The sequence below is a fragment of the Serratia sp. (in: enterobacteria) genome (assembly GCF_046715635.1).
Classification (GTDB): Bacteria; Pseudomonadota; Gammaproteobacteria; order Enterobacterales; family Enterobacteriaceae; genus Chania.
Genome location: NZ_JBKJYW010000116.1, coordinates 1 through 20,049, shown reverse-complemented (window position 1 = coordinate 20,049; position 20,049 = coordinate 1). Strand labels below are relative to the sequence as shown.

Sequence of the window (20,049 nt, the reverse complement as noted above, 5' to 3'; positions counted from 1 at the left end):
AACTGCTTCGGGATAATGGCGTCGGTATCGACGTTGGCCGCGTCCAAAGGCACCACTAAGCCGGTATGTTGAGTAAATTTAGCCACGCTGGTGCTCCTTAGTGCAATTCACGGATGTCGGCAAAATGGCCGGTAACGGCAGCGGCGGCAGCCATCGCCGGGCTGACCAGATGAGTACGCCCACCCCGGCCCTGGCGCCCTTCGAAGTTACGGTTGCTGGTTGAGGCACAGCGCTCGCCTGGGTTCAGACGGTCGTTGTTCATCGCCAGACACATGGAGCAGCCCGGCAGGCGCCATTCGAAACCAGCTTCGATAAAGATCTTGTCCAGACCTTCCTCTTCCGCCTGCGCTTTGACCGGGCCGGAGCCAGGTACCACAATCGCCTGCACGTTTGCGGCCACTTTACGGCCTTTGGCGATGGCGGCAGCGGCACGCAAATCTTCGATACGTGAGTTGGTGCAAGAGCCGATAAACACTTTGTCGATTGCGACGTCAGTCAGCTTGATGCCGGGTTTCAGATCCATATAGGCCAACGCTTTTTCAGCTGAGGCACGTTCCACCGGATCGCTAAAGGAATCGGGGGTTGGGATTGCCTGATCGACCGCGATAACCTGCCCAGGATTGGTACCCCAGGTCACCTGTGGTGCGATATCTTCCGCCCGCAGGGTGATGGTGGTATCGAATTTGGCTTCGGCGTCGGACTTCATGGTGCGCCAGTAAGCCACTGCCTGCTCCCAGTTTTCCCCGGTTGGAGCGAACTGGCGGCCTTTCAGGTAATTAAAGGTGGTGTCGTCTGGTGCAACCAGGCCCGCTTTGGCGCCCATCTCAATCGCCATGTTGCACAGTGTCATGCGGCCTTCCATGCTCAACGCTTCGATAGCTTTGCCACAAAATTCAACTACGTGGCCAGTACCGCCAGCGCTGCCGGTTTTGCCGATCACGGCCAGCACGATATCTTTGGCGGTGATCCCTTCTGCGGCATCGCCAGTGACTTCAATCTTCATCGTCTTGGCGCGGCCCTGCTTCAGGGTTTGGGTCGCCAACACGTGTTCCACTTCCGAAGTACCGATACCGAACGCCAGCGAGCCAAAGGCACCGTGCGTGGCGGTATGGGAGTCGCCACAGACGATGGTCATGCCCGGCAGCGTCATGCCTTGCTCAGGGCCGATAACGTGGACAATGCCCTGGAAGGGGTGGTTCAGGTCATACAGTGAGACGCCGAACTCTGCGCAGTTCTTGATCAGCTCCTGCATTTGGATGCGGGCCATCTCGCCGCTGGCGTTGATGTCTTTGGTCTGGGTCGAAACGTTGTGATCCATGGTGGCAAAGGTCTTGCCCGGCTGACGCACTTTGCGCCCCATGGCACGCAGGCCGTCGAAGGCCTGTGGGGAGGTCACTTCATGCACCAGATGACGATCGATGTACAGCAGCGGTGTCTCGTTTGGCGCTTCATGCACCACGTGGGCATCGTATAATTTCTGATATAAGGTCTTGGCCATGATTTACGCCCCCTCAGCCACGAAGCGGGCAATGATATCGCCCATTTCATTGGTGCCGATGGCTTTGCCCGTACCGGCCAGATCGGCGGTACGGTAGCCCTGTTCCAACGCCTGATTAATCGCGCGCTCGATCGCATCTGCGGCTTCATCGGCGCCCAGGCTGTAACGCAGCAGCAGGGTGGCAGACAGAATTTGCGCGATCGGGTTGGCAATGTTTTTGCCCGCGATGTCCGGTGCGGAACCACCGGCGGGTTCGTACAGGCCAAAGCCTTGCTCGTTCAGGCTGGCGGAAGGCAGCATACCCATTGAACCGGTGATCATGGCGCATTCATCCGACAGAATGTCGCCAAACAGGTTGGAACACAGCAGCACGTCGAACTGGGACGGATCTTTGATTAACTGCATGGTGGCGTTGTCGATATACATGTGTGACAGCGACACATCCGGGTAATCCTTGGCGACCTGAGTCACGACTTCACGCCACAGGATGGAGCTTTGCAACACGTTGGCTTTATCAATCGAGGTGACGATGTTGCGGCGTTTGCGGGCGGACTCGAAGGCAATACGGGCGATGCGTTCGATCTCAAAGCGGTGGTAGACCTCGGTATCAAAGGCGCGCTCATGCATGCCCTGGCCTTCACGGCCTTTGGGTTGGCCGAAGTAGATGCCGCCGGTTAACTCACGTACGCACAGAATGTCGAAACCACGCGCGGCAATATCGGCACGCAGCGGGCAAAAATCCTCCAGCCCTTGGTACAGGCGGGCAGGGCGCAGGTTACTGAACAGTTTGAAGTGCTTACGCAGCGGCAGCAGCGCACCGCGCTCCGGCTGCTCTGCCGGTGGCAGGTGCTCCCATTTCGGGCCGCCCACCGAGCCGAACAGGATGGCATCGGCCTGCTCACAGCCAGCAACGGTCGCTGCGGGTAATGGGGTGCTGTGACGATCGATGGCAATGCCACCGACGTCATATTCACTGGTGGTGATGCGGATACCAAAGCGTTGGCGCACTGCATCTAACACTTTGTGGGCCTGAGCCATTACTTCCGGGCCGATTCCGTCTCCGGGCAAGACGGCAATGTGGTAAGTCTTAGTCATGTTCACACCGTTTCCTGATTATTTTGATGTTTGGTTTGCTGCAAGCGCTGCTTTTCTTTTTCTACTTGCTGAGAGCGCCAGATATTATTCAATACGTGGATCATCGCCTTGGCTGAAGATTCCACAATGTCGGTTGCCAGGCCCACGCCATGGAAGCGGCGGCCTTGGTAAGACACCACGATATCAACCTGGCCCAGTGCGTCGCGGCCCTGACCTTTGGCGGTCAGTTGGTATTTCACCAGCTCAATCGGGTAGTCGGTAATCCGGTTGATGGCTTGGTAAACCGCATCTACCGGGCCGTTGCCCGTGGCGGCTTCGGACTTCTCTTCCTCGCCACATTTCAGTTTGACTGAAGCGGTAGCCATAATGCTGCTGCCAGACTGCACGCTGAAGTATTCCAGGCTGAAATGCTCAGGCTCTTCCTGCTGCTTGTTGATAAATGCCAGGGCTTCCAGATCGTAGTCAAACACCTGGCCTTTCTTGTCGGCCAGCTTCAGGAAGGCAGCGTACAGTACGTCCAGATTGTAATCCTGCTCCTTGTAGCCCATCTCTTCCATGCGATGTTTTACCGCCGCGCGGCCGGAACGGGAGGTCAGGTTCAACTGGACGTCTTTCAGACCGATGGTCTGCGGGGTCATGATTTCGTAGTTCTCGCGGTTTTTCAGCACGCCGTCCTGGTGGATACCGGAGGAGTGAGCGAAGGCGTTGGAACCGACGATGGCCTTGTTGGCCGGGATGGGCATATTGCACAGCTGGCTGACCAACTGGCTGGTGCGGTAGATTTCCTGATGATTGATATTGGTGTGCACCTGCATAAAGTCCTGACGCACTTTAATTGCCATGATCACTTCTTCCAGTGAACAGTTACCGGCGCGTTCGCCGATGCCGTTCAAGGTGCCTTCTACCTGACGGGCACCGGCCTGGACGGCAGCGATAGAGTTACCCACGGCCATGCCCAAATCGTCGTGGCAGTGGACGGAAATAATCGCCTTATCAATGTTAGGCACGCGATCGTACAGCGTAGTGATGATGCCGCCAAACTGGTTTGGCGTGGTGTAGCCTACGGTATCAGGAATATTAATGGTGGTGGCACCGGCGTTGATGGCGGCTTCTACCACGCGGCACAGGTTATCAATCGGGGTACGGCCAGCGTCTTCACAAGAGAACTCTACGTCATCGGTATAGTTGCGGGCGCGTTTGACGGAGCGCACCGCCATTTCCAGCACCTGGTCGAAAGAGCGCTTCAATTTGGATTCGATGTGCAGGGTGGAAGTCGCCAGGAAGACGTGAATACGGAAGGCCTCGGCTACGCGTAATGCTTCGGCTGCGACGTCAATGTCGTTATCAACACAGCGTGCCAGACCACAAACGCGGCTGTTTTTGATCTGGCGGGCAATGGTCTGTACCGACTCGAAATCCCCAGGGGAGGAGACCGGGAAGCCGACTTCCATCACATCGACACCCATTCTTTCCAGCGCCATGGCGATCTGAATTTTTTCTTTAACGCTCAGGCTTGCCTGCAGTGCCTGTTCACCATCACGCAATGTGGTATCGAAAATAATGACTTGTTGGCTCATCGTGTTGTTCCTTGTCGTGTTTGTTTCACGCTAAGCGGGTAAAAAAAAACCCGCGCAGTAGCGCGGGTTTTGCAGATGATGGGCTGAATCAGCGTTGAACCCCGTCCACCAGCGTACCGCGCACATAAGATGCGTTTAGTAGTAGGCCTAGTAGACGGTGGGTACGGATCATGGCGGTCAGCTTCTCTAAAATTGTTTCGTTGCCTAATTTGATACTTTATTGGCCGGGGCATGTCAACACCTGATTAAAACAGGGGTATTGAAAAGCGGGGGTACCAACGGCCGTGGCGCTAGTTGGAAACTCGGCGAAATCCCCCAAGGCCAGCGCTAAATCCACTGGTGAACGGGAGTTTATTAGCATAAATGGTTTGAAAGCAGCGCTGCCGCATTGATTAACAATACTACTCGGTTAAAATTTATCGTTGGTGCAAAAAACCAGCAGACGTGGCTTGATGGGATGTTGATGCTGCCCGTTTGGTATTCATGGCGTCAATTTGTTGCCATCTTTTTATTTGTAATTCGTATTTTTAGCGCCGAACTGAGCGGTTACAATCAATTAAGTGAGGCTAAAGATAGCTATTTTGCTCTGGTATGATTGTCCATCATCTCATTTTATGGTCTGATCCAGAGGTTGATGGGTACCAAACGGGTATCCATAACTCAGGTGTTTTACCTGTCGATTTTGTTTGTATGCCATCGGCGTGATGCGAACCGATGTGCCGAGGCTGCCTACCGACGAACAATGCCAAATATGCACCGCTGTGTCATATTTTTTATAGGATGATGCCTGATTGCTATCTTTCCAGGGTAGTCAAAAGGGATAACTAATTTCGCTGTGTGGGAATAACGTAGGATGTCTTTTCCCGTTATTCCCCTGCGCGCTAGCGGGATTATCTACATGGGACTTAGTGGAGTTTGGATATGTCCGAATATAATTCAGGAACTGTCTTGAGGAAAGAAAACGGCGATATTCATTTGCGCAGTGTGGATCTTAATTTACTCACTGTTTTTGATGCGGTTATGCAGATGCAGAATATTACCAAGGCGGCAAATTCCTTAGGGATGTCACAGCCTGCGGTCAGCAATGCTGTGTCACGTTTGAAGATCATGTTCAACGACGAACTGTTTGTCCGCTTCGGCCGTGGCATTCAACCCACCATGCGCGCCCGCCAACTTTTTGGCCCGGTACGTCAGGCACTGCAACTGGTACAAAATGAGCTGCCTGGCGCTGGCTTTGATGCCCTGAGCAGCGAACGTCTCTTTGTGCTTTCCATCTGCAGCCCGTTAGATATTCGTCTGACTGCCAAAATAATTAACAACGTCAAGAGCATGGCACCCAACGTGCAGATACAGACCAAGTCCTACATGAGCAATAACATCGAGCATCAGTTACGCTATCAGGAAACCGAGTTTGTTATTGGTTATAGTCGCCTTGAACTTCCCGAGTTTCAGGATATTGCTTTATTCGATGATGAATTGACCCTGGTTGCCGCGCAGTCTCATCCACGACTGGTGGGGACCGTTAGTCAGAAACAGATGCTGTCGGAGCACCATGCTGTCATCTCATTAGAGCGTTTTTGTTCCTTTAGCAAACCCTACTATCTTGACGAGGCCATGCAACGAAGTGTCACCCAGCAATGTACCGACCTGTTCAGCGCATTGAATATAGTTGCCATGACCGAAATGGTGGCAATCGCTCCTCGTTGGTTTGCCCAGCAGTACGCACAAGCCTTGCAGCTAAAATTAATTCCGCTGCCTTGGGAGAGGAAAACCGCCACCTGTTATCTCTCCTGGCATGAGTCTGCCGAGCGTGATGAAGGCCATCAGTGGATGAAGTCCGTGCTTAGCCAATCTGGCGTATTGCGCTAATGAGTGACTTATTGGCCCAGCGCGCTTTCGAGTGCGTCGGGTTGATAATGAATAGCACGCCGGATTAATAAGAATAGGCTTAAATTAAACTAAGACAATTCTGTATAAAGGGCCCTGGGAAATATCATATCCGCGCAACGGTTAATTAATTTGTGCGGAGGAAACTCTATTCTGCCTCCTAACGATACTGCTGCTATTCTAACCTGTTGCCTCTCCCTCCTTGTCGTCGATCCCACTTTGTCTATTTGGCGTAAACCTTTTGCACTCCCTTTTGTCCAAGATCAAGAGAAATGAGCACAAGCGCGTTTTGGCTCACACTTCTACGCTGAAATCCCTTTTCCCACAGCGGGAGACTAGGTAGACTGCGAAAAAAAAGTAAACACGTGTAAGCTGAGATGTGAGAGCTTGTGCTCCGATCGCGGTTAACTGGTTGATTAATTTTAGGCTTAGAGCGCTATGACCAATACTTTGCAACATTACCACCAGGTCGAACGTATACAGCATCAAATTGCTAACCGTGCCGAACATACGGCTTTCCGTCAGTGGTCCCCGCAGGGAGAAACACGGCTGACCTGGTCACAGGTCGGGGCCCACACACAACATATTGCCTGTGCTTTGTTGGCATTGGGCGTCGAGGTACAGGAACGTATCGCGATTTTTGCCAACAACAGCATGGCCTGGTCGCTGGCCGATCTGGCGATCCTCGAACTGCGGGCGGTCAGCGTGCCGCTCTATGCCACCAACACCCCGGCTCAGGCGGCATTTATCGTTAATGATGCCGATATCCGCATTCTGTTTGTCGGTGAGCAAGCACAGCTGGATGCCGCGATTGCGCTGCGCGGCGTGTGCCCGCAACTGACCCATATTATTGTCTTTGATGCTTCAGCCGATTTGCGCGGCTGTGAGATTGCCCAACACCTGCATCACTTCGAACGTCTTGCGGATATCGAGCGTTTCGATGCTGTGCGTCAGCAAAGGATCGCCGAGCGCGATTTGCAGGATTTGTTCACCCTGATCTATACCTCCGGCACCACTGGGGAGCCGAAAGGCGTGATGCTTGACTACCGCAACATGGCCGCACAACTGCAACTGCATGACGATCGCCTGACGGTGACGGCGGATGACGTTTCCCTCTGCTTCCTGCCGCTGTCACACGTTTTTGAACGTGCCTGGAGCTTCTTTATCATGCATTCGGGTGCGCAGAACGTTTATCTGCCCAACACCGATTGGGTGCGGGAAGCGATGGCCGATGTCAAACCGACCCTGATGTGTGCAGTGCCACGTTTTTATGAAAAAATCTTCAGCGCGGTGCATGAAAAGGTCGCACGCGCACCTTGGTTGCGGCGTGCCTTGTTCCACTGGGCCATCGTCTGCGGTGAACGCAAGTTCCTCCAGGAAAGGGCAGGGAAACCGTTAGGTAAGCTGTTCGATCTCTCTCACCGCTGGGCAGACAAGCTGGTGTTAAGCAAGCTGCGGGGTATCCTGGGAGGGCGGGTGCGCTTCTTGCCAGCGGCCGGTGCCAAGCTTGATGACAACGTCATTCTGTTTTTCCAGGCGATGGGCATTAACATCAAATATGGCTATGGCATGACGGAAACCTGTGCCACGGTTTCCTGCTGGGAAGAGAACAACTTCCGCTTTGGCTCGATCGGCAAGCCGTTGCCCGGCGTGGAAGTGCGCATCGGCGATGAAAATGAGATCCAGGTGCGTGGGCCAATCGTGATGCGCGGCTATTTCAATAAACCGCTGGAGACGGCCGATAGCTTTACCGCAGACGGTTGGCTGAAAACCGGCGATGCTGGCCTGATCGATGAAGGCGGCAACCTGTTTATTACCGAGCGGCTGAAGGATCTGATGAAGACCTCCGGCGGTAAATACATTGCGCCACAGATGCTGGAAGGTACCCTGGCGCAAGATCGCTTTATTGAGCAAGTTGCGATCGTCGCCGATGCACGCAAATTTGTCTCTGCGTTGATTGTCCCGAGCTTTGAGTCGTTGGAAGAGTACGCCAGATCGATCAATCTGAAGTATCAGGATCGGCTCGAACTGCTGCGCAACAGCCATATCATCGAAATGTTCGAAAATCGTCTGCGGGAGATGCAAAAAGAGTTGGCCCTGTTTGAACAGGTGAAAAAATTTACCCTGTTGCCGGCGGCCTTCTCGATGGAATTGGGGGAGTTGACCCCGACGCTGAAGCTGCGTCGTAAAGTGATCCTGCAGCGTTACCAGAATGAGATAGAGTCGATGTATCAGGAAAAATGAGGGATAGACATTCCTCAACCGGTTCATTGTACGTAGGGGCGCCGCATGCTGCGCCCGATTAGCTTGCCTAATATAGTTCTGTAATTATCCCACTATGCAAAACAATGCCTAGCTGAATAACCTCTCAGCTAGTGCATAGTTTTGCCAGGCCGCGCATCACCAGCCTGATGGCAATACCCTTGCCCACGATAAGCCATTTTGCCGTTTGCCTGCCCCATATTCTGACGCTATGTTAAGAGTCCAAAACGTCCATAAGATTTTTGGGGCCATGCCCCAGACAGGACAGGCGCTACGTTCCGGCGTCAGACAAGAACAAGCTATGTAAGCCTGGAGGCAAACCCATGGAAATATTGTCAGGAGCCGAGATGGTCGTCCGATCGTTGATCGATCAGGGCGTTAAGCATGTATTCGGCTATCCGGGCGGGGCGGTACTCGATATCTATGATGCCCTGCACACGGTGGGGGGCATCGATCATATTCTGGTGCGCCATGAGCAAGGTGCGGTGCATATGGCCGATGGCTATGCACGAGCGACCGGTGAAGTGGGCGTAGTGCTGGTCACTTCTGGCCCAGGAGCCACCAACGCCATTACCGGCATCGCCACCGCCTATATGGATTCTATCCCGATGGTGGTGCTATCTGGCCAGGTGCCGAGCTCGCTGATTGGCTACGACGCCTTCCAGGAGTGTGACATGGTGGGGATCTCCCGCCCGGTGGTAAAACACAGTTTCCTGGTCAAGCGTACCGAAGACATTCCTTCCGTGCTGAAAAAGGCGTTTTACCTGGCTTCTACCGGCCGCCCTGGCCCAGTGGTGGTCGATCTGCCGAAGGATATCGTCGGCCCGGCGGTAAGAATGCCTTACGCGTATCCGCAGGACGTCAGCATGCGTTCCTACAACCCGACGGTGCAAGGCCATCGCGGGCAGATCAAACGCGCCTTACAGACCATTCTGGCGGCAAAAAAGCCGATCATGTACGTGGGCGGCGGTGCCATCAATTCGGAGTGCCATGAAGAGTTGCTGCAACTGGCGGAAAAGCTGAATCTGCCGGTCACCTGTACGCTGATGGGGTTGGGGGCGTTCCCGGGCACTCACCGCCAAAGCGTCGGTATGCTGGGCATGCACGGCACCTATGAAGCCAACAAGACCATGCATCATTCCGACGTGATTTTTGCCGTTGGGGTGCGCTTTGACGATCGTACCACCAATAACCTGGCCAAATACTGCCCGGATGCCACGGTGCTGCATATCGATATCGACCCGACCTCCATTTCCAAAACGGTGGATGCCGATATTCCTATCGTTGGCGATGCCAAACAGGTGCTGACGCAGATGCTGGAACTGCTGGCGCATGAGGACAAAGCGCAGGATTTCGATGCGCTGCGTGACTGGTGGCAGTCCATTGAACAGTGGCGTGCGCGTGATTGCCTGGGTTACAACAAAGACAGTGGCACCATCAAACCTCAGGCGGTGATCGAAACGCTGCACCGCCTGACCAAGGGCGATGCCTATGTCACCTCCGACGTTGGCCAGCACCAAATGTTTGCCGCGCTTTATTATCCGTTCGATAAGCCGCGCCGCTGGATCAACTCTGGTGGGCTGGGCACCATGGGCTTTGGTTTGCCTGCCGCCCTAGGGGTGAAACTGGCACTGCCAGACGAAACGGTGGTGTGCGTCACCGGTGACGGCAGCATCCAGATGAATATCCAGGAGCTGTCCACGGCTCTGCAGTACAACCTGCCAGTGGTGGTGGTCAACCTGAATAACCGCTACCTCGGGATGGTGAAGCAGTGGCAGGACATGATCTATTCTGGCCGCCATTCGCAGTCCTATATGGATTCCTTACCGGACTTCGTCAAACTGGCCGAGGCCTATGGCCATGTCGGCATCGCCATTCGTACCCCGGATGAGCTGGAAAGCAAGCTGGCGCAGGCGCTGGCTGAAAAAGAACGTCTGGTATTTGTCGATGTGACCGTCGACGAGACCGAACATGTTTATCCAATGCAGATCCGCGGTGGAAGCATGGACGAAATGTGGCTAAGCAAAACGGAGAGAACCTGATGAAGCGCCGTATCTTATCGGTATTACTGGAAAACGAATCCGGTGCGTTGTCGCGCGTAGTCGGGTTATTCTCTCAGCGTGGCTACAACATCGAAAGCCTGACGGTCGCTCCAACCGATGACCCAACCTTGTCGCGCATGACGATCCAGACGGTGGGTGATGAAAAGGTGCTGGAGCAGATAGAGAAGCAGTTGCATAAGCTGGTTGACGTTCTGCGCGTCAGTGAACTGGTGCTCGGGGCACACGTTGAGCGTGAAATCATGCTGGTGAAGCTGCAGGCCAGCGGCTACGGGCGTGAAGAGGTGAAACGCAGCACGGATATTTTCCGTGGCCAGATTGTGGATGTCACCTCGTCGCTTTACACCGTGCAGTTGGCGGGGACCAGCGACAAGCTGGACGCCTTCCTCAACGCCGTACGTGAAGTGGCGGAAATCGTCGAAGTGGCCCGCTCGGGGATTGTTGGCGTGTCGCGCGGCGACAAGATTATGCGCTGATAGCGGGTTTTCTGCACTGTATCGGGGGCGTGGCAGGTTTGCTGCGCCTTTTCTTTTTAATTTTTTGCCCATTTGCTGGCACCTTTAGGCGAAAGCGGTTGCTCGGCCGTGTTTTCTGCTGTTAGATCGCCATTACGGGTTGAATAACCATAGTGACTATCATGGTTACTCATTATCCTTTCGCTTTCGGTATGTCTTACTCTGAAAGCGTGGGGTAAACAACGCCACACGATCCATTGTCATTTTGAGAGTCATTTAAAGGGGTTAACGTGAAACTGGATGAAATCGCGCGTCTCGCAGGCGTTTCGCGCACTACGGCCAGTTATGTCATCAACGGCAAGGCGAAGCAGTATCGTGTCAGCGATAAAACCGTCGAAAAAGTGATGGCCGTGGTCAGGGAGCACAATTATCACCCGAATGCCGTAGCGGCAGGGCTGCGTGCAGGCCGCACCCGTTCTATCGGCCTGGTGATACCGGATCTGGAAAATACCAGCTATACCCGCATCGCCAACTACCTGGAACGCCAGGCGCGTCAGCGCGGTTATCAACTGTTGATCGCCTGCTCGGAAGATCAGCCGGATAATGAAATGCGCTGCATTGAACACCTGCTACAACGCCAGGTAGATGCGATCATCGTCTCCACTGCGTTGCCGCCGGAGCATCCTTTCTATCAACGCTGGGCTAACGATCCATTTCCGATTATCGCGTTGGATCGCGCCCTGGATCGTGAACACTTCATCAGCGTGGTGGGGGCCGATCAGGAAGACGCTTTTGCCTTAGCGCAGGAGTTACGCACTTTCCCCGCCAAGTCGGTGTTGTATGTGGGGGCTTTACCAGAGCTTTCGGTCAGCTTCTTGCGTGAGCAGGGTTTCCGCCAGGCCTGGCAGGATGATGAGCGGCAGGTGGATTATCTGTATGCCAACAGCTATGAACGTGAAGCGGCCGGCGTGCTGTTCGCGGAATGGTTGAAAACTCATCCGATGCCACAGGCGTTGTTTACCACCTCATTCTCGCTGTTACAGGGCGTGATGGACGTAACGCTGAAACAGCGTGGGCGTTTACCGGCGGATCTGGCGATTGCCACCTTTGGTGACCATGAGTTATTGGATTTCCTGGAGTGCCCGGTGCTTGCCGTGGCCCAACGCCACCGTGATGTTGCCGAGCGGGTGCTGGAGCTGGTGCTTGCCAGCCTGGATGAACCGCGCAAACCCAAACCGGGTATGACGCGCATCCGCCGTAACCTGTTCCGCCGTGGCAGCCTGAGCCGCAAATAATGCCCTCACCCTAACCCTCTCCCACAGGGAGAGGGGACCGATCGTGCCACAGGTTGAAACGGTATTCGTCCTGCGCGCCACCCCAGTTACAGAACCTGATTACAGCTCCGTATCTGCTCTCTCCGAGCTAGTCCGTTGGTCTTTCTGTGTAGTCCCCTCGACTTACCGAAGTAGCACGATCCCATCAAGTTCTCGGGTCAGCTCCCTCTCCCTGTGGGAGAGGGTTGGGGTGAGGGGGCTAAACGTAACCGACCACGCGAAACAGCCTGCGGCAATACTCCAGAAAATAGCCGTACACCACGCCCATTGCCATTGAGATCACCGCATTGCTGGTCACCGCCGCCAGGATTTGCTGGCCGTCTGCGCCTACGCTCCACAGAATGGCGGCGTAAACCGGCGATTGAAAACTGACGTAAGCCAACAGATCGGCCAGGTTACGCAGCAAGAATTGCCCGCGGGGGCTGCGGCGTGCGATGGAGATAAAGAAATCGCGGTAGCGGCCATAGGGCCAGGCGATCAGGATATTGACGGGGATCGACACCAGCCTGGAGGAGAGCGATTGGCTAAAGCTCATGCCCGAAATCAGCATTTCAATCGCCATCCCGACGATAAAACAGTACACCACCAGCGCAAACGTATCGGCGGCAGCGCTGCGCCACGGTGAAACGGCTGTAGACATGACACGATCCCTGAACTTACCGGTTAACATGTTGCTTATTAATGTTAACTTGGTGTTATTGTCTGAGTTGATTGCTATTTAGTAGTTTACTTGACTGTAATGAATGTTTTAAGTGGCTCAAAATTTTTATTTTTAACATTTGGCTGATTTTTATCCTGACAACGGGGGAAAAACCGGGGAAAGCAGGCATTTAAAATGGCGATTGAAAATATTTTCATTATAAACAGTGTGTTATGGATATCTTGCGGCGGTAAAGTGACGGCTTGCTGGATGATTTGGCGATAGACACACTAAATTTGCGTATATTCCTAAATTCGCAAAAAAAATCTGGCGAATTGTAAATAGGTGTTTTGAGAATAATCTTACTTATTTGATTTGAATGATAATTGGCGGGTTGAGCCAGCGGCTCGCCATTTATTTTATCTTCGGGTTGTTCTTTGACGGAATAATTGAAGTAAAATAGCGCGCTGTTGGCGGCGAAATACCCGTTGTGTGTTATTAAGTCAATGGCTTATGGCATTTCCCAACGGGTAGGCGGCTTGTGGCCAAGCCTTTACCGATGCGGGATGGGGCAGGGTTGTCCCGGTTGAGAGCGATGTTGAAAAGTGAGACCTGGATTGCAGAAGGACATAATGAGTTATTTAATCGTCAATTTGCGTTTATTTTAATCACATTCTTTCCGCTGAGAAAATTCTCCTCTTTAATCATGATGTTAATTTATATTCATGCAATAAATAGAGTTCCTTTCGTGAGCCAGCCCCCAGAATATGCCTAGAAATATTGCCAAACCGCTATTGCTCTGGCTTGACAAGGTTTTCATACCCTCCGTAAACTCCCTTATGTGGGAATTTGTGGTGTAAAGTGGTGAAAAGGGTCACGAGGGGGTAGCTCAGGTATGTTTCGTGGGGCAACGTTGGTCAACCTCGACAGTAAAGGACGGCTCGCCGTACCGACCCGTTATCGGGATTTACTGAATGAGGAATCGCAAGGCCAAATGGTTTGCACCATTGACCTCCATCAGCCCTGCCTGCTGCTTTATCCATTACCTCAATGGGAAATCATCGAGCAAAAGTTGTCCCGTCTGTCGAGCATGAATCCCGCCGAGCGCCGCGTCCAGCGCTTACTTTTGGGCCATGCCAGCGAGTGTCAGATGGATAATGCCGGTCGGTTGCTGTTAGCCAATACGCTACGCCAACATGCCGGGCTTACTAAAGAAGTGATGCTGGTCGGGCAGTTCAACAAGTTTGAACTGTGGGATGAACAGACCTGGTATCAACAAGTCAAGGATGATATTGACGCGGAACAATCCACTCAGGAACCGTTGTCTGAGCGGCTACAGGACTTGTCACTATAAGCATGCTGGAAAATTATAAACATACGACCGTACTGTTGGATGAGGCCGTGAAGGGTCTCAATATTCGCAGTAACGGCATCTACATCGACGGTACTTTTGGTCGCGGTGGTCATTCTCGTCTGATCTTGTCCCAGCTGGGGCCGGAAGGGCGCTTGTTGGCTATCGATCGCGATCCGCAGGCAATTGCCGCAGCTCAATCTATTGCAGACCCACGTTTTACTATCATCCACGGCCCGTTTTCCGATTTGGCTGACTATGTGCAGCAACGGGAACTGGTGGGCAAGATCGACGGCGTGTTGCTTGACTTAGGTGTCTCTTCCCCGCAGTTGGATGACGCAGAACGCGGATTTTCCTTTATGCGTGACGGCCCGCTGGATATGCGTATGGACCCTTCAAGCGGCCAATCCGCCGCCGAATGGTTGATGAAAGCGGAAGCCGACGATATTGCCTGGGTGCTGAAAACCTTCGGTGAAGAACGCTTTGCCAAACGTATCGCCCGCGCCATCGTGGAGAGAAACCGCGTAGAGCCGATGACCCGTACCAAGGAACTGGCCGAGCTGATCGCCCATGCCAGCCCGTTCCGTGATAAGCATAAACACCCGGCAACCCGCAGCTTCCAGGCGATCCGTATCTACATCAACAGCGAGCTGGAAGAGATCGAACGCGCGCTGGACGGGGCACTGGCTGTGTTGGCCCCGGAAGGTCGGCTGTCGATCATCAGCTTCCATTCGTTGGAAGACCGCATCGTCAAAAGCTTTATGCGCCACCACAGCCGTGGTGCCCAGGTTCCGGCAGGAATTCCGCTAACCGAAGCGCAGTTGCGTGAAATGGGCGGCCGCACGCTGAAAGCCTTGGGCAAAATGAAGCCTGGTGAAACGGAAGTCGCAGAAAACCCACGAGCGCGTAGTTCGGTGCTGCGTATTGCCGAGAGGATGCCTGCGTGATTGGTAATGAGCGCCACGGTTTAGTTGGCGTTATTGGTGGCGATCTGCTGCGTAACGGCAAGATCCCGCTGATTTTGATGATAGCCGCACTGGTTTCCGCCGTGTTTGTGGTGACCACTGCGCACCGTACCCGCCTGCTGACCGCCGAGCGCGAACAACTGGTGCTGGAGAGAGATGCGCTGGATATCGAATGGCGCAACCTGATCCTGGAAGAGAATGCCCTTGGCGATCACAGCCGCGTAGAGCGGACCGCCACCGAAAAACTGCAGATGCAACACGTTGATCCATCGCAGGAAATTATCATTGTCAAGCCATGAGTGGTTTAGCCGAAGTCACGATACGGAGCAAATAGCTAACGCATGAAAGCAGTACGTCCCGGTAAGAAGTTGAAACGCCAGGAAGATCAGGCCAGCTTTGTCAGCTGGCGTTTTGCGTTGCTGTGCGGCTGTATTCTGTTGGCGCTGGTTGGGCTGATGCTGCGTGTGGCTTATTTGCAGGTGATCAATCCAGATAGGTTGGTGAAAGAAGGCGACATGCGTTCGCTACGCGTGCAGTCGGTTCCCACCGCTCGCGGCATGATCAGCGACCGCTCTGGCCGCCCGCTGGCGGTGAGCGTACCGGTGAACGCCGTGTGGGCCGATCCTAAAGAGTTGAACGAACGCGGGGGTATTACGCTGGATTCGCGCTGGAAAGCGCTGTCCGACGCGTTGCAAATTCCGCTCGATCAGCTCTCCAATCGCATTAATGCCAATCCGAAGGGGCGCTTTGTCTATCTGGCCCGGCAGGTTAACCCGGCGATTGGTGATTACATCCACAAGCTGAAACTACCGGGCATCTACCTGCGCCAGGAATCGCGCCGCTACTACCCGTCTGGCCAGGTTACCTCTCACATCATCGGCGTGACCAACATTGACGGCGAAGGGATCGAAGGGGTCGAAAAGAGCTTTGATCGCTGGCTGACCGGTCAACCGGGCGAAAGAACCGTACGTAAAGACCGCTATGGCAGAGTGATCGAGGACATCTCCTCGGTATACAGCCAGGCGGCGCACAATCTGGCGCTGAGCATCGATGAACGCTTGCAGGCGCTGGTTTACCGTGAACTGAACAATGCCGTCGCCTTCAACAAGGCGGAGTCTGGTACCGCGGTGCTGGTGGACGTGAACACCGGCGAAGTGTTGGCGATGGCCAACAGCCCATCGTACAACCCGAACAATATGGCCGACACGCCGAAAGACACCATGCGTAACCGTGCCATCACCGATATTTTTGAACCTGGTTCTACCGTGAAACCGATGGTGGTAATGACGGCGTTGCAGCGCGGCGTAGTGAAAGAAAATAGCGTGCTCAATACCATTCCTTACCGCGTTAGCGGCCATGAAATCAAAGACGTGGCGCGCTATTCGGAACTGACCGTGACCGGGATCTTGCAGAAGTCGAGTAACGTCGGTGTTTCAAAGCTGGCGTTAGCGATGCCGTCCTCAGCGTTAGTAGATACTTACTCACGTTTTGGGCTGGGAAAAGCGACCAATTTGGGGCTGGTCGGAGAAAGCAGTGGCTTATACCCAAAAAAACAACGGTGGTCTGACATAGAGAGGGCCACCTTCTCTTTCGGCTATGGGCTAATGGTAACCCCGTTACAGTTAGCGCGAGTCTATGCCACGATCGGCAGCCTGGGCGTTTATCGCCCGCTGTCGATCACCAAGGTTGACCCTCCGGTTGCCGGTGAACGCGTCTTCCCTGAGGCTACCGTGCGTACGGTAGTGCACATGATGGAAAGCGTCGCCTTGCCGGGCGGTGGTGGGGTGAAAGCCGCCATCAAGGGTTATCGTATCGCCATTAAAACCGGTACCGCCAAAAAGGTCGGGCCGGATGGTAAATACGTCAACCGATATATCGCTTATACCGCGGGGGTGGCACCAGCAAGCCAACCTCGTTTTGCTCTGGTGGTGGTCATCAACGACCCACAGGGTGGGAAATACTACGGTGGTGCGATTTCCGCGCCGGTGTTTGGTGCCATCATGGGGGGCGCGCTGCGGATCATGAACGTTCAGCCAGATGCGTTGCCCACCGGTGACAAAAGCGAATTAGTGATAAATAACAAAGAGGGTTCAGGTGGCCGATCGTAATTTGCGCGATTTACTCGCTCCGTGGGTGCCAACGGCACCCGAGCGCGCGCTGCGGGAAATGATATTAGACAGCCGTATTGCGGCTGCCGGGGATCTGTTTGTCGCCGTAGTTGGCCATCAAACGGATGGACGCCGCTATATTCCGCAAGCCATCGCCCAAGGGGTTGCCGCCGTTATCGCTGAAGCGGAAGGCGAAGCTGAAGACGGTAAAATTTGCGAAATGCACGGCGTGCCGGTGATTTACCTGAGCCAACTTGGCCAGCGCCTGTCGGCGTTAGCCGGGCGTTTCTATCATCAGCCTGCCGAACGTCTGCGCCTGATTGGCGTGACGGGCACCAACGGCAAAACCACCACCACACAACTGTTAGCCCAGTGGAGCCAACTGTTGGGCGAAACTGCCGCAGTGATGGGCACCGTCGGCAACGGTTTGTTAGACCAGGTCTGCCCAACGGAAAATACGACCGGTTCTGCCGTCGATGTGCAACACGTGCTTAACGATCTGGCGCAGCAAGGGGCTACCTTTGCCGCGATGGAAGTCTCCTCTCACGGTCTGGTGCAACACCGCGTGGCGGCTTTACCCTTTGCCGCAGCCGTCTTCACCAACCTGAGCCGCGATCACCTGGATTACCACGGTGATATGGCCAGCTATGAAGCGGCCAAATGGTCACTGTTTGCTGGCCACGACGTTGGTCAGGCGATCATCAATGCCGATGATGAAGTCGGGCAGCGCTGGCTGGCCAAGTTGCCAGACGCGGTCGCCGTCACCATGCATGACAATTTGCAGCCTGGCTGTCATGGTCGCTGGCTGAAAACCACTGCGGTGGACTATCACGATAACGGTGCCACCATCCACTTCAGCTCAAGCTGGGGCAACGGCGAGATCGAAAGCCGCCTGATGGGAGCGTTCAACGTCAGTAACCTGATCCTGGCATTGGCGACGCTGCTGTCACTCGGTTATCCGTTTGAGAAACTGGTTAACACGGCCAATCAGCTGCAGCCGGTCTGTGGCCGGATGGAAGTCTTCAATGCGCCAGGCAAACCGACGGTGGTGGTGGATTATGCCCACACTCCGGATGCGCTGGAAAAAGCGCTGGAAGCCGCTCGCCTGCATTGCCAAGGGCAACTGTGGTGCGTGTTTGGCTGCGGTGGCGATCGTGATAGAGGTAAGCGCCCACTTATGGGTGGCATTGCCGAGCAGTTTGCCGACCGGGTCGTGGTCACAGATGACAATCCGCGTACCGAAGAACCGCAGGCAATCATCAAGGATATTCTGGCCGGGTTGCTGGATGCCGGGCATGTACAGGTGATCCACGGGCGTGCCGAAGCCGTGACCAGCGCCATCATGCAGGCCAAAGAGCAGGATGTGGTGCTGGTGGCGGGTAAAGGCCACGAGGATTACCAACTGGTGGGCAACCGCCGTCTGGATTACTCCGATCGCACCACCGTCGCACGTTTGCTGGGGGTGTTGGCATGATCCCGGTCTCGCTTCAGACCCTGGCGGCGGTATTGGATGCCGAGCTGATCGGTAACGATTGCATCATTACCGAAGTGACGAGGGATACTCGTCAGGTCACTGCGGGTTGCCTGTTTGTGGCCCTGAAAGGGGAGCGTTTCGATGCTCACGACTTTGCCGCCGATGCTGTCGCCGCTGGAGCAGGCGCTTTGCTGGTAAGTAAGCGCTTATTGGTGGAGGCCCCGCAGCTGGTGGTGAAAGATACCAGTCTGGCGCTGGGGCAGTTTGCCGCCTGGGTACGTCAGCAAGTGCCAGCCAAAGTGGTGGCGCTGACCGGTTCATCGGGCAAAACCTCGGTGAAAGAGATGACCGCGGCCATTTTACGTGAATGTGGCGAAGTGCTGCATACCGCAGGGAATTACAATAACGAGATCGGCGTGCCGCTAACGCTGCTGCGTTTAGAGCCGCAGCATGATTTTGCGGTGATCGAGCTGGGTGCCAACCATATCGGTGAGATTGCCTATACCACCGCCTTGGCGCAACCGCAGAGCGCGCTGGTGAATAATCTGGCCGCTGCCCATCTGGAAGGTTTTGGTTCACTGGCTGGCGTTGCGCAGGCCAAGGGCGAAATCTTTGCCGGTCTGCCGGCGGATGGCGTGGCGATCCTCAACGCCGATAGCAACGACTGGCCACACTGGCAGGCGCAGTTACAGGGCAAGACAGTCTGGCGTTTCTCTCCCCAGGCTGCGGAATCAGTAGATTTCTTTGCCAGTGACATCCAGGTGAAAGGGAGCGTAACTCACTTCACCCTGCACAGCCCGTTCGGCACGGTGGCGATCGAGTTGCCATTGCCGGGCCGCCATAACGTGGCCAATGCGTTGGCGGCGGCAGCACTGGCGATGTCGGTTGGCGCTACGCTGGCCGCCGTGAGTGCAGGCTTGCAACAGCTTCAGGCCGTGCCTGGGCGTTTGTTCCCGATAGTCTTGGCGCCAGGCAAGCTGTTGCTCGATGACAGCTATAACGCCAACGTCGGTTCCATGACGGCAGCAGCGCAGGTGCTGGCAGAAATGCCGGGTTATCGCGTAATGGTCGTTGGTGATATGGCCGAGTTGGGCGCAGAGGCCGAAGAGTGTCATCGTCAGGTGGGTGAAGCTGCCCGTCTGGCCGGTATCGATAAAGTCATCAGCGTGGGTGGGCTGAGCCAGGTATTGAGCTCTGCCGCCGGTAACGGTGAACATTATCAGGATAAAACAGCTGTGACCGCGCGCGTAGCGGAACTACTCTCAGCACATGCGGTAATTTCCGTGTTAATCAAAGGTTCACGTAGTGCCGCAATGGAGCAGGTAGTACGCGCGTTACAGGAG

General features: G+C 54.7%; 16 protein-coding genes and 1 pseudogene. 12 read left to right on the top strand and 5 right to left on the bottom strand.

Annotation, left to right across the window (positions count from 1 at the left end; genetic code table 11):
* The 4 genes and pseudogenes from leuD to leuA all read right to left on the bottom strand — a co-directional run.
* Window positions 1-86, bottom strand: a pseudogene (gene leuD / locus ACLQ7H_RS05620) (3-isopropylmalate dehydratase small subunit); the annotation flags it as partial.
* 11 nt (window positions 87-97) lie between these two features.
* On the bottom strand, window positions 98-1,498 hold the full coding sequence (gene leuC, locus ACLQ7H_RS05615; RefSeq protein ID WP_411751825.1) for a 3-isopropylmalate dehydratase large subunit: 1,401 nt from the start codon (window positions 1,496-1,498) through the stop codon (window positions 98-100).
* Window positions 1,499-1,501: 3 nt separating this feature from the next.
* Window positions 1,502-2,593, bottom strand: a complete 1,092-nt coding sequence (gene leuB / locus ACLQ7H_RS05610; RefSeq protein ID WP_021179307.1) for a 3-isopropylmalate dehydrogenase — start codon at window positions 2,591-2,593, stop codon at window positions 1,502-1,504.
* A gap of 2 nt (window positions 2,594-2,595) precedes the next feature.
* Window positions 2,596-4,170: a 2-isopropylmalate synthase gene (leuA, locus tag ACLQ7H_RS05605; RefSeq protein ID WP_411751824.1), complete on the bottom strand. Its 1,575-nt coding sequence runs from the start codon at window positions 4,168-4,170 to the stop codon at window positions 2,596-2,598.
* Between the two features lie 388 nt (window positions 4,171-4,558).
* On the opposite strand from leuA, the gene ACLQ7H_RS05600 reads away from it, so the two are divergent.
* The 6 genes from ACLQ7H_RS05600 (at window position 4,559) to cra (ending at window position 12,129) form a co-directional block, all read left to right on the top strand.
* Complete coding sequence (locus tag ACLQ7H_RS05600; RefSeq protein WP_411751823.1) at window positions 4,559-4,765, top strand: hypothetical protein; 207 nt, start codon at window positions 4,559-4,561, stop codon at window positions 4,763-4,765.
* Between the two features lie 326 nt (window positions 4,766-5,091).
* Window positions 5,092-6,039 carry a transcriptional regulator LeuO gene (gene leuO / locus ACLQ7H_RS05595; protein ID WP_411751822.1) on the top strand — a complete coding sequence of 316 codons (948 nt, stop codon included), beginning with the start codon at window positions 5,092-5,094 and terminating at the stop codon, window positions 6,037-6,039.
* 456 nt (window positions 6,040-6,495) lie between these two features.
* Window positions 6,496-8,301, top strand: a complete 1,806-nt coding sequence (locus ACLQ7H_RS05590; protein WP_411751821.1) for an AMP-dependent synthetase/ligase — start codon at window positions 6,496-6,498, stop codon at window positions 8,299-8,301.
* A 341-nt stretch (window positions 8,302-8,642) separates the two neighbouring features.
* Window positions 8,643-10,361: an acetolactate synthase 3 large subunit gene (gene ilvI / locus ACLQ7H_RS05585; protein ID WP_039995484.1), complete on the top strand. Its 1,719-nt coding sequence runs from the start codon at window positions 8,643-8,645 to the stop codon at window positions 10,359-10,361.
* Window positions 10,361-10,855, top strand: a complete 495-nt coding sequence (gene ilvN, locus ACLQ7H_RS05580) for an acetolactate synthase small subunit (RefSeq protein ID WP_411751820.1) — start codon at window positions 10,361-10,363, stop codon at window positions 10,853-10,855. Before ilvI ends, ilvN begins: the two co-directional genes overlap by 1 nt.
* A gap of 269 nt (window positions 10,856-11,124) precedes the next feature.
* The gene (gene cra, locus ACLQ7H_RS05575; protein ID WP_411751819.1) at window positions 11,125-12,129 is read left to right on the top strand and encodes a catabolite repressor/activator; all 1,005 of its coding nucleotides are present in this window, start codon (window positions 11,125-11,127) and stop codon (window positions 12,127-12,129) included.
* Window positions 12,130-12,367: 238 nt separating this feature from the next.
* Here cra and ACLQ7H_RS05570 read toward each other — a convergent pair whose 3' ends face one another.
* Entirely contained in the window at window positions 12,368-12,808 is a 441-nt protein-coding gene (locus ACLQ7H_RS05570) for an L-alanine exporter AlaE (protein WP_411751818.1), read from the bottom strand.
* Between the two features lie 895 nt (window positions 12,809-13,703).
* On the opposite strand from ACLQ7H_RS05570, the gene mraZ reads away from it, so the two are divergent.
* The 6 genes from mraZ to murF all read left to right on the top strand — a co-directional run.
* Entirely contained in the window at window positions 13,704-14,162 is a 459-nt protein-coding gene (gene mraZ, locus ACLQ7H_RS05565; RefSeq protein WP_025120486.1) for a division/cell wall cluster transcriptional repressor MraZ, read from the top strand.
* 2 nt (window positions 14,163-14,164) lie between these two features.
* Window positions 14,165-15,106, top strand: a complete 942-nt coding sequence (rsmH, locus tag ACLQ7H_RS05560) for a 16S rRNA (cytosine(1402)-N(4))-methyltransferase RsmH (protein ID WP_411751817.1) — start codon at window positions 14,165-14,167, stop codon at window positions 15,104-15,106.
* The gene (gene ftsL / locus ACLQ7H_RS05555) at window positions 15,103-15,423 is read left to right on the top strand and encodes a cell division protein FtsL (RefSeq protein ID WP_411751816.1); all 321 of its coding nucleotides are present in this window, start codon (window positions 15,103-15,105) and stop codon (window positions 15,421-15,423) included. The genes rsmH and ftsL overlap by 4 nt, the downstream gene beginning before the upstream one ends.
* Before the next feature lie 42 nt (window positions 15,424-15,465).
* Window positions 15,466-17,232: a peptidoglycan glycosyltransferase FtsI gene (locus ACLQ7H_RS05550; protein ID WP_411751815.1), complete on the top strand. Its 1,767-nt coding sequence runs from the start codon at window positions 15,466-15,468 to the stop codon at window positions 17,230-17,232.
* A complete protein-coding gene (murE, locus tag ACLQ7H_RS05545) occupies window positions 17,219-18,706 on the top strand; it encodes a UDP-N-acetylmuramoyl-L-alanyl-D-glutamate--2,6-diaminopimelate ligase (protein ID WP_411751814.1) in 1,488 nt (495 codons plus the stop codon). The genes ACLQ7H_RS05550 and murE overlap by 14 nt, the downstream gene beginning before the upstream one ends.
* A partial coding sequence (gene murF / locus ACLQ7H_RS05540; protein ID WP_411751813.1) for a UDP-N-acetylmuramoyl-tripeptide--D-alanyl-D-alanine ligase occupies window positions 18,703-20,049 on the top strand: 1,347 nt, incomplete at its 3' end. The genes murE and murF, both read left to right, overlap by 4 nt.

Bases quoted from the DNA above. Each gene is read 5' to 3' on its own strand.
- leuC (WP_411751825.1), bottom strand. From the start codon at position 1,498: ATGGCCAAGACCTTATATCAGAAATTATACGATGCCCACGTGGTGCAT.
- leuB (WP_021179307.1), bottom strand. From the start codon at position 2,593: ATGACTAAGACTTACCACATTGCCGTCTTGCCCGGAGACGGAATCGGC.
- leuA (WP_411751824.1), bottom strand. From the start codon at position 4,170: ATGAGCCAACAAGTCATTATTTTCGATACCACATTGCGTGATGGTGAA.
- leuO (WP_411751822.1), top strand. From the start codon at position 5,092: ATGTCCGAATATAATTCAGGAACTGTCTTGAGGAAAGAAAACGGCGAT.
- ACLQ7H_RS05590 (WP_411751821.1), top strand. From the start codon at position 6,496: ATGACCAATACTTTGCAACATTACCACCAGGTCGAACGTATACAGCAT.
- ilvI (WP_039995484.1), top strand. From the start codon at position 8,643: ATGGAAATATTGTCAGGAGCCGAGATGGTCGTCCGATCGTTGATCGAT.
- ilvN (WP_411751820.1), top strand. From the start codon at position 10,361: ATGAAGCGCCGTATCTTATCGGTATTACTGGAAAACGAATCCGGTGCG.
- ACLQ7H_RS05570 (WP_411751818.1), bottom strand. From the start codon at position 12,808: ATGTCTACAGCCGTTTCACCGTGGCGCAGCGCTGCCGCCGATACGTTT.
- mraZ (WP_025120486.1), top strand. From the start codon at position 13,704: ATGTTTCGTGGGGCAACGTTGGTCAACCTCGACAGTAAAGGACGGCTC.
- rsmH (WP_411751817.1), top strand. From the start codon at position 14,165: ATGCTGGAAAATTATAAACATACGACCGTACTGTTGGATGAGGCCGTG.
- ACLQ7H_RS05550 (WP_411751815.1), top strand. From the start codon at position 15,466: ATGAAAGCAGTACGTCCCGGTAAGAAGTTGAAACGCCAGGAAGATCAG.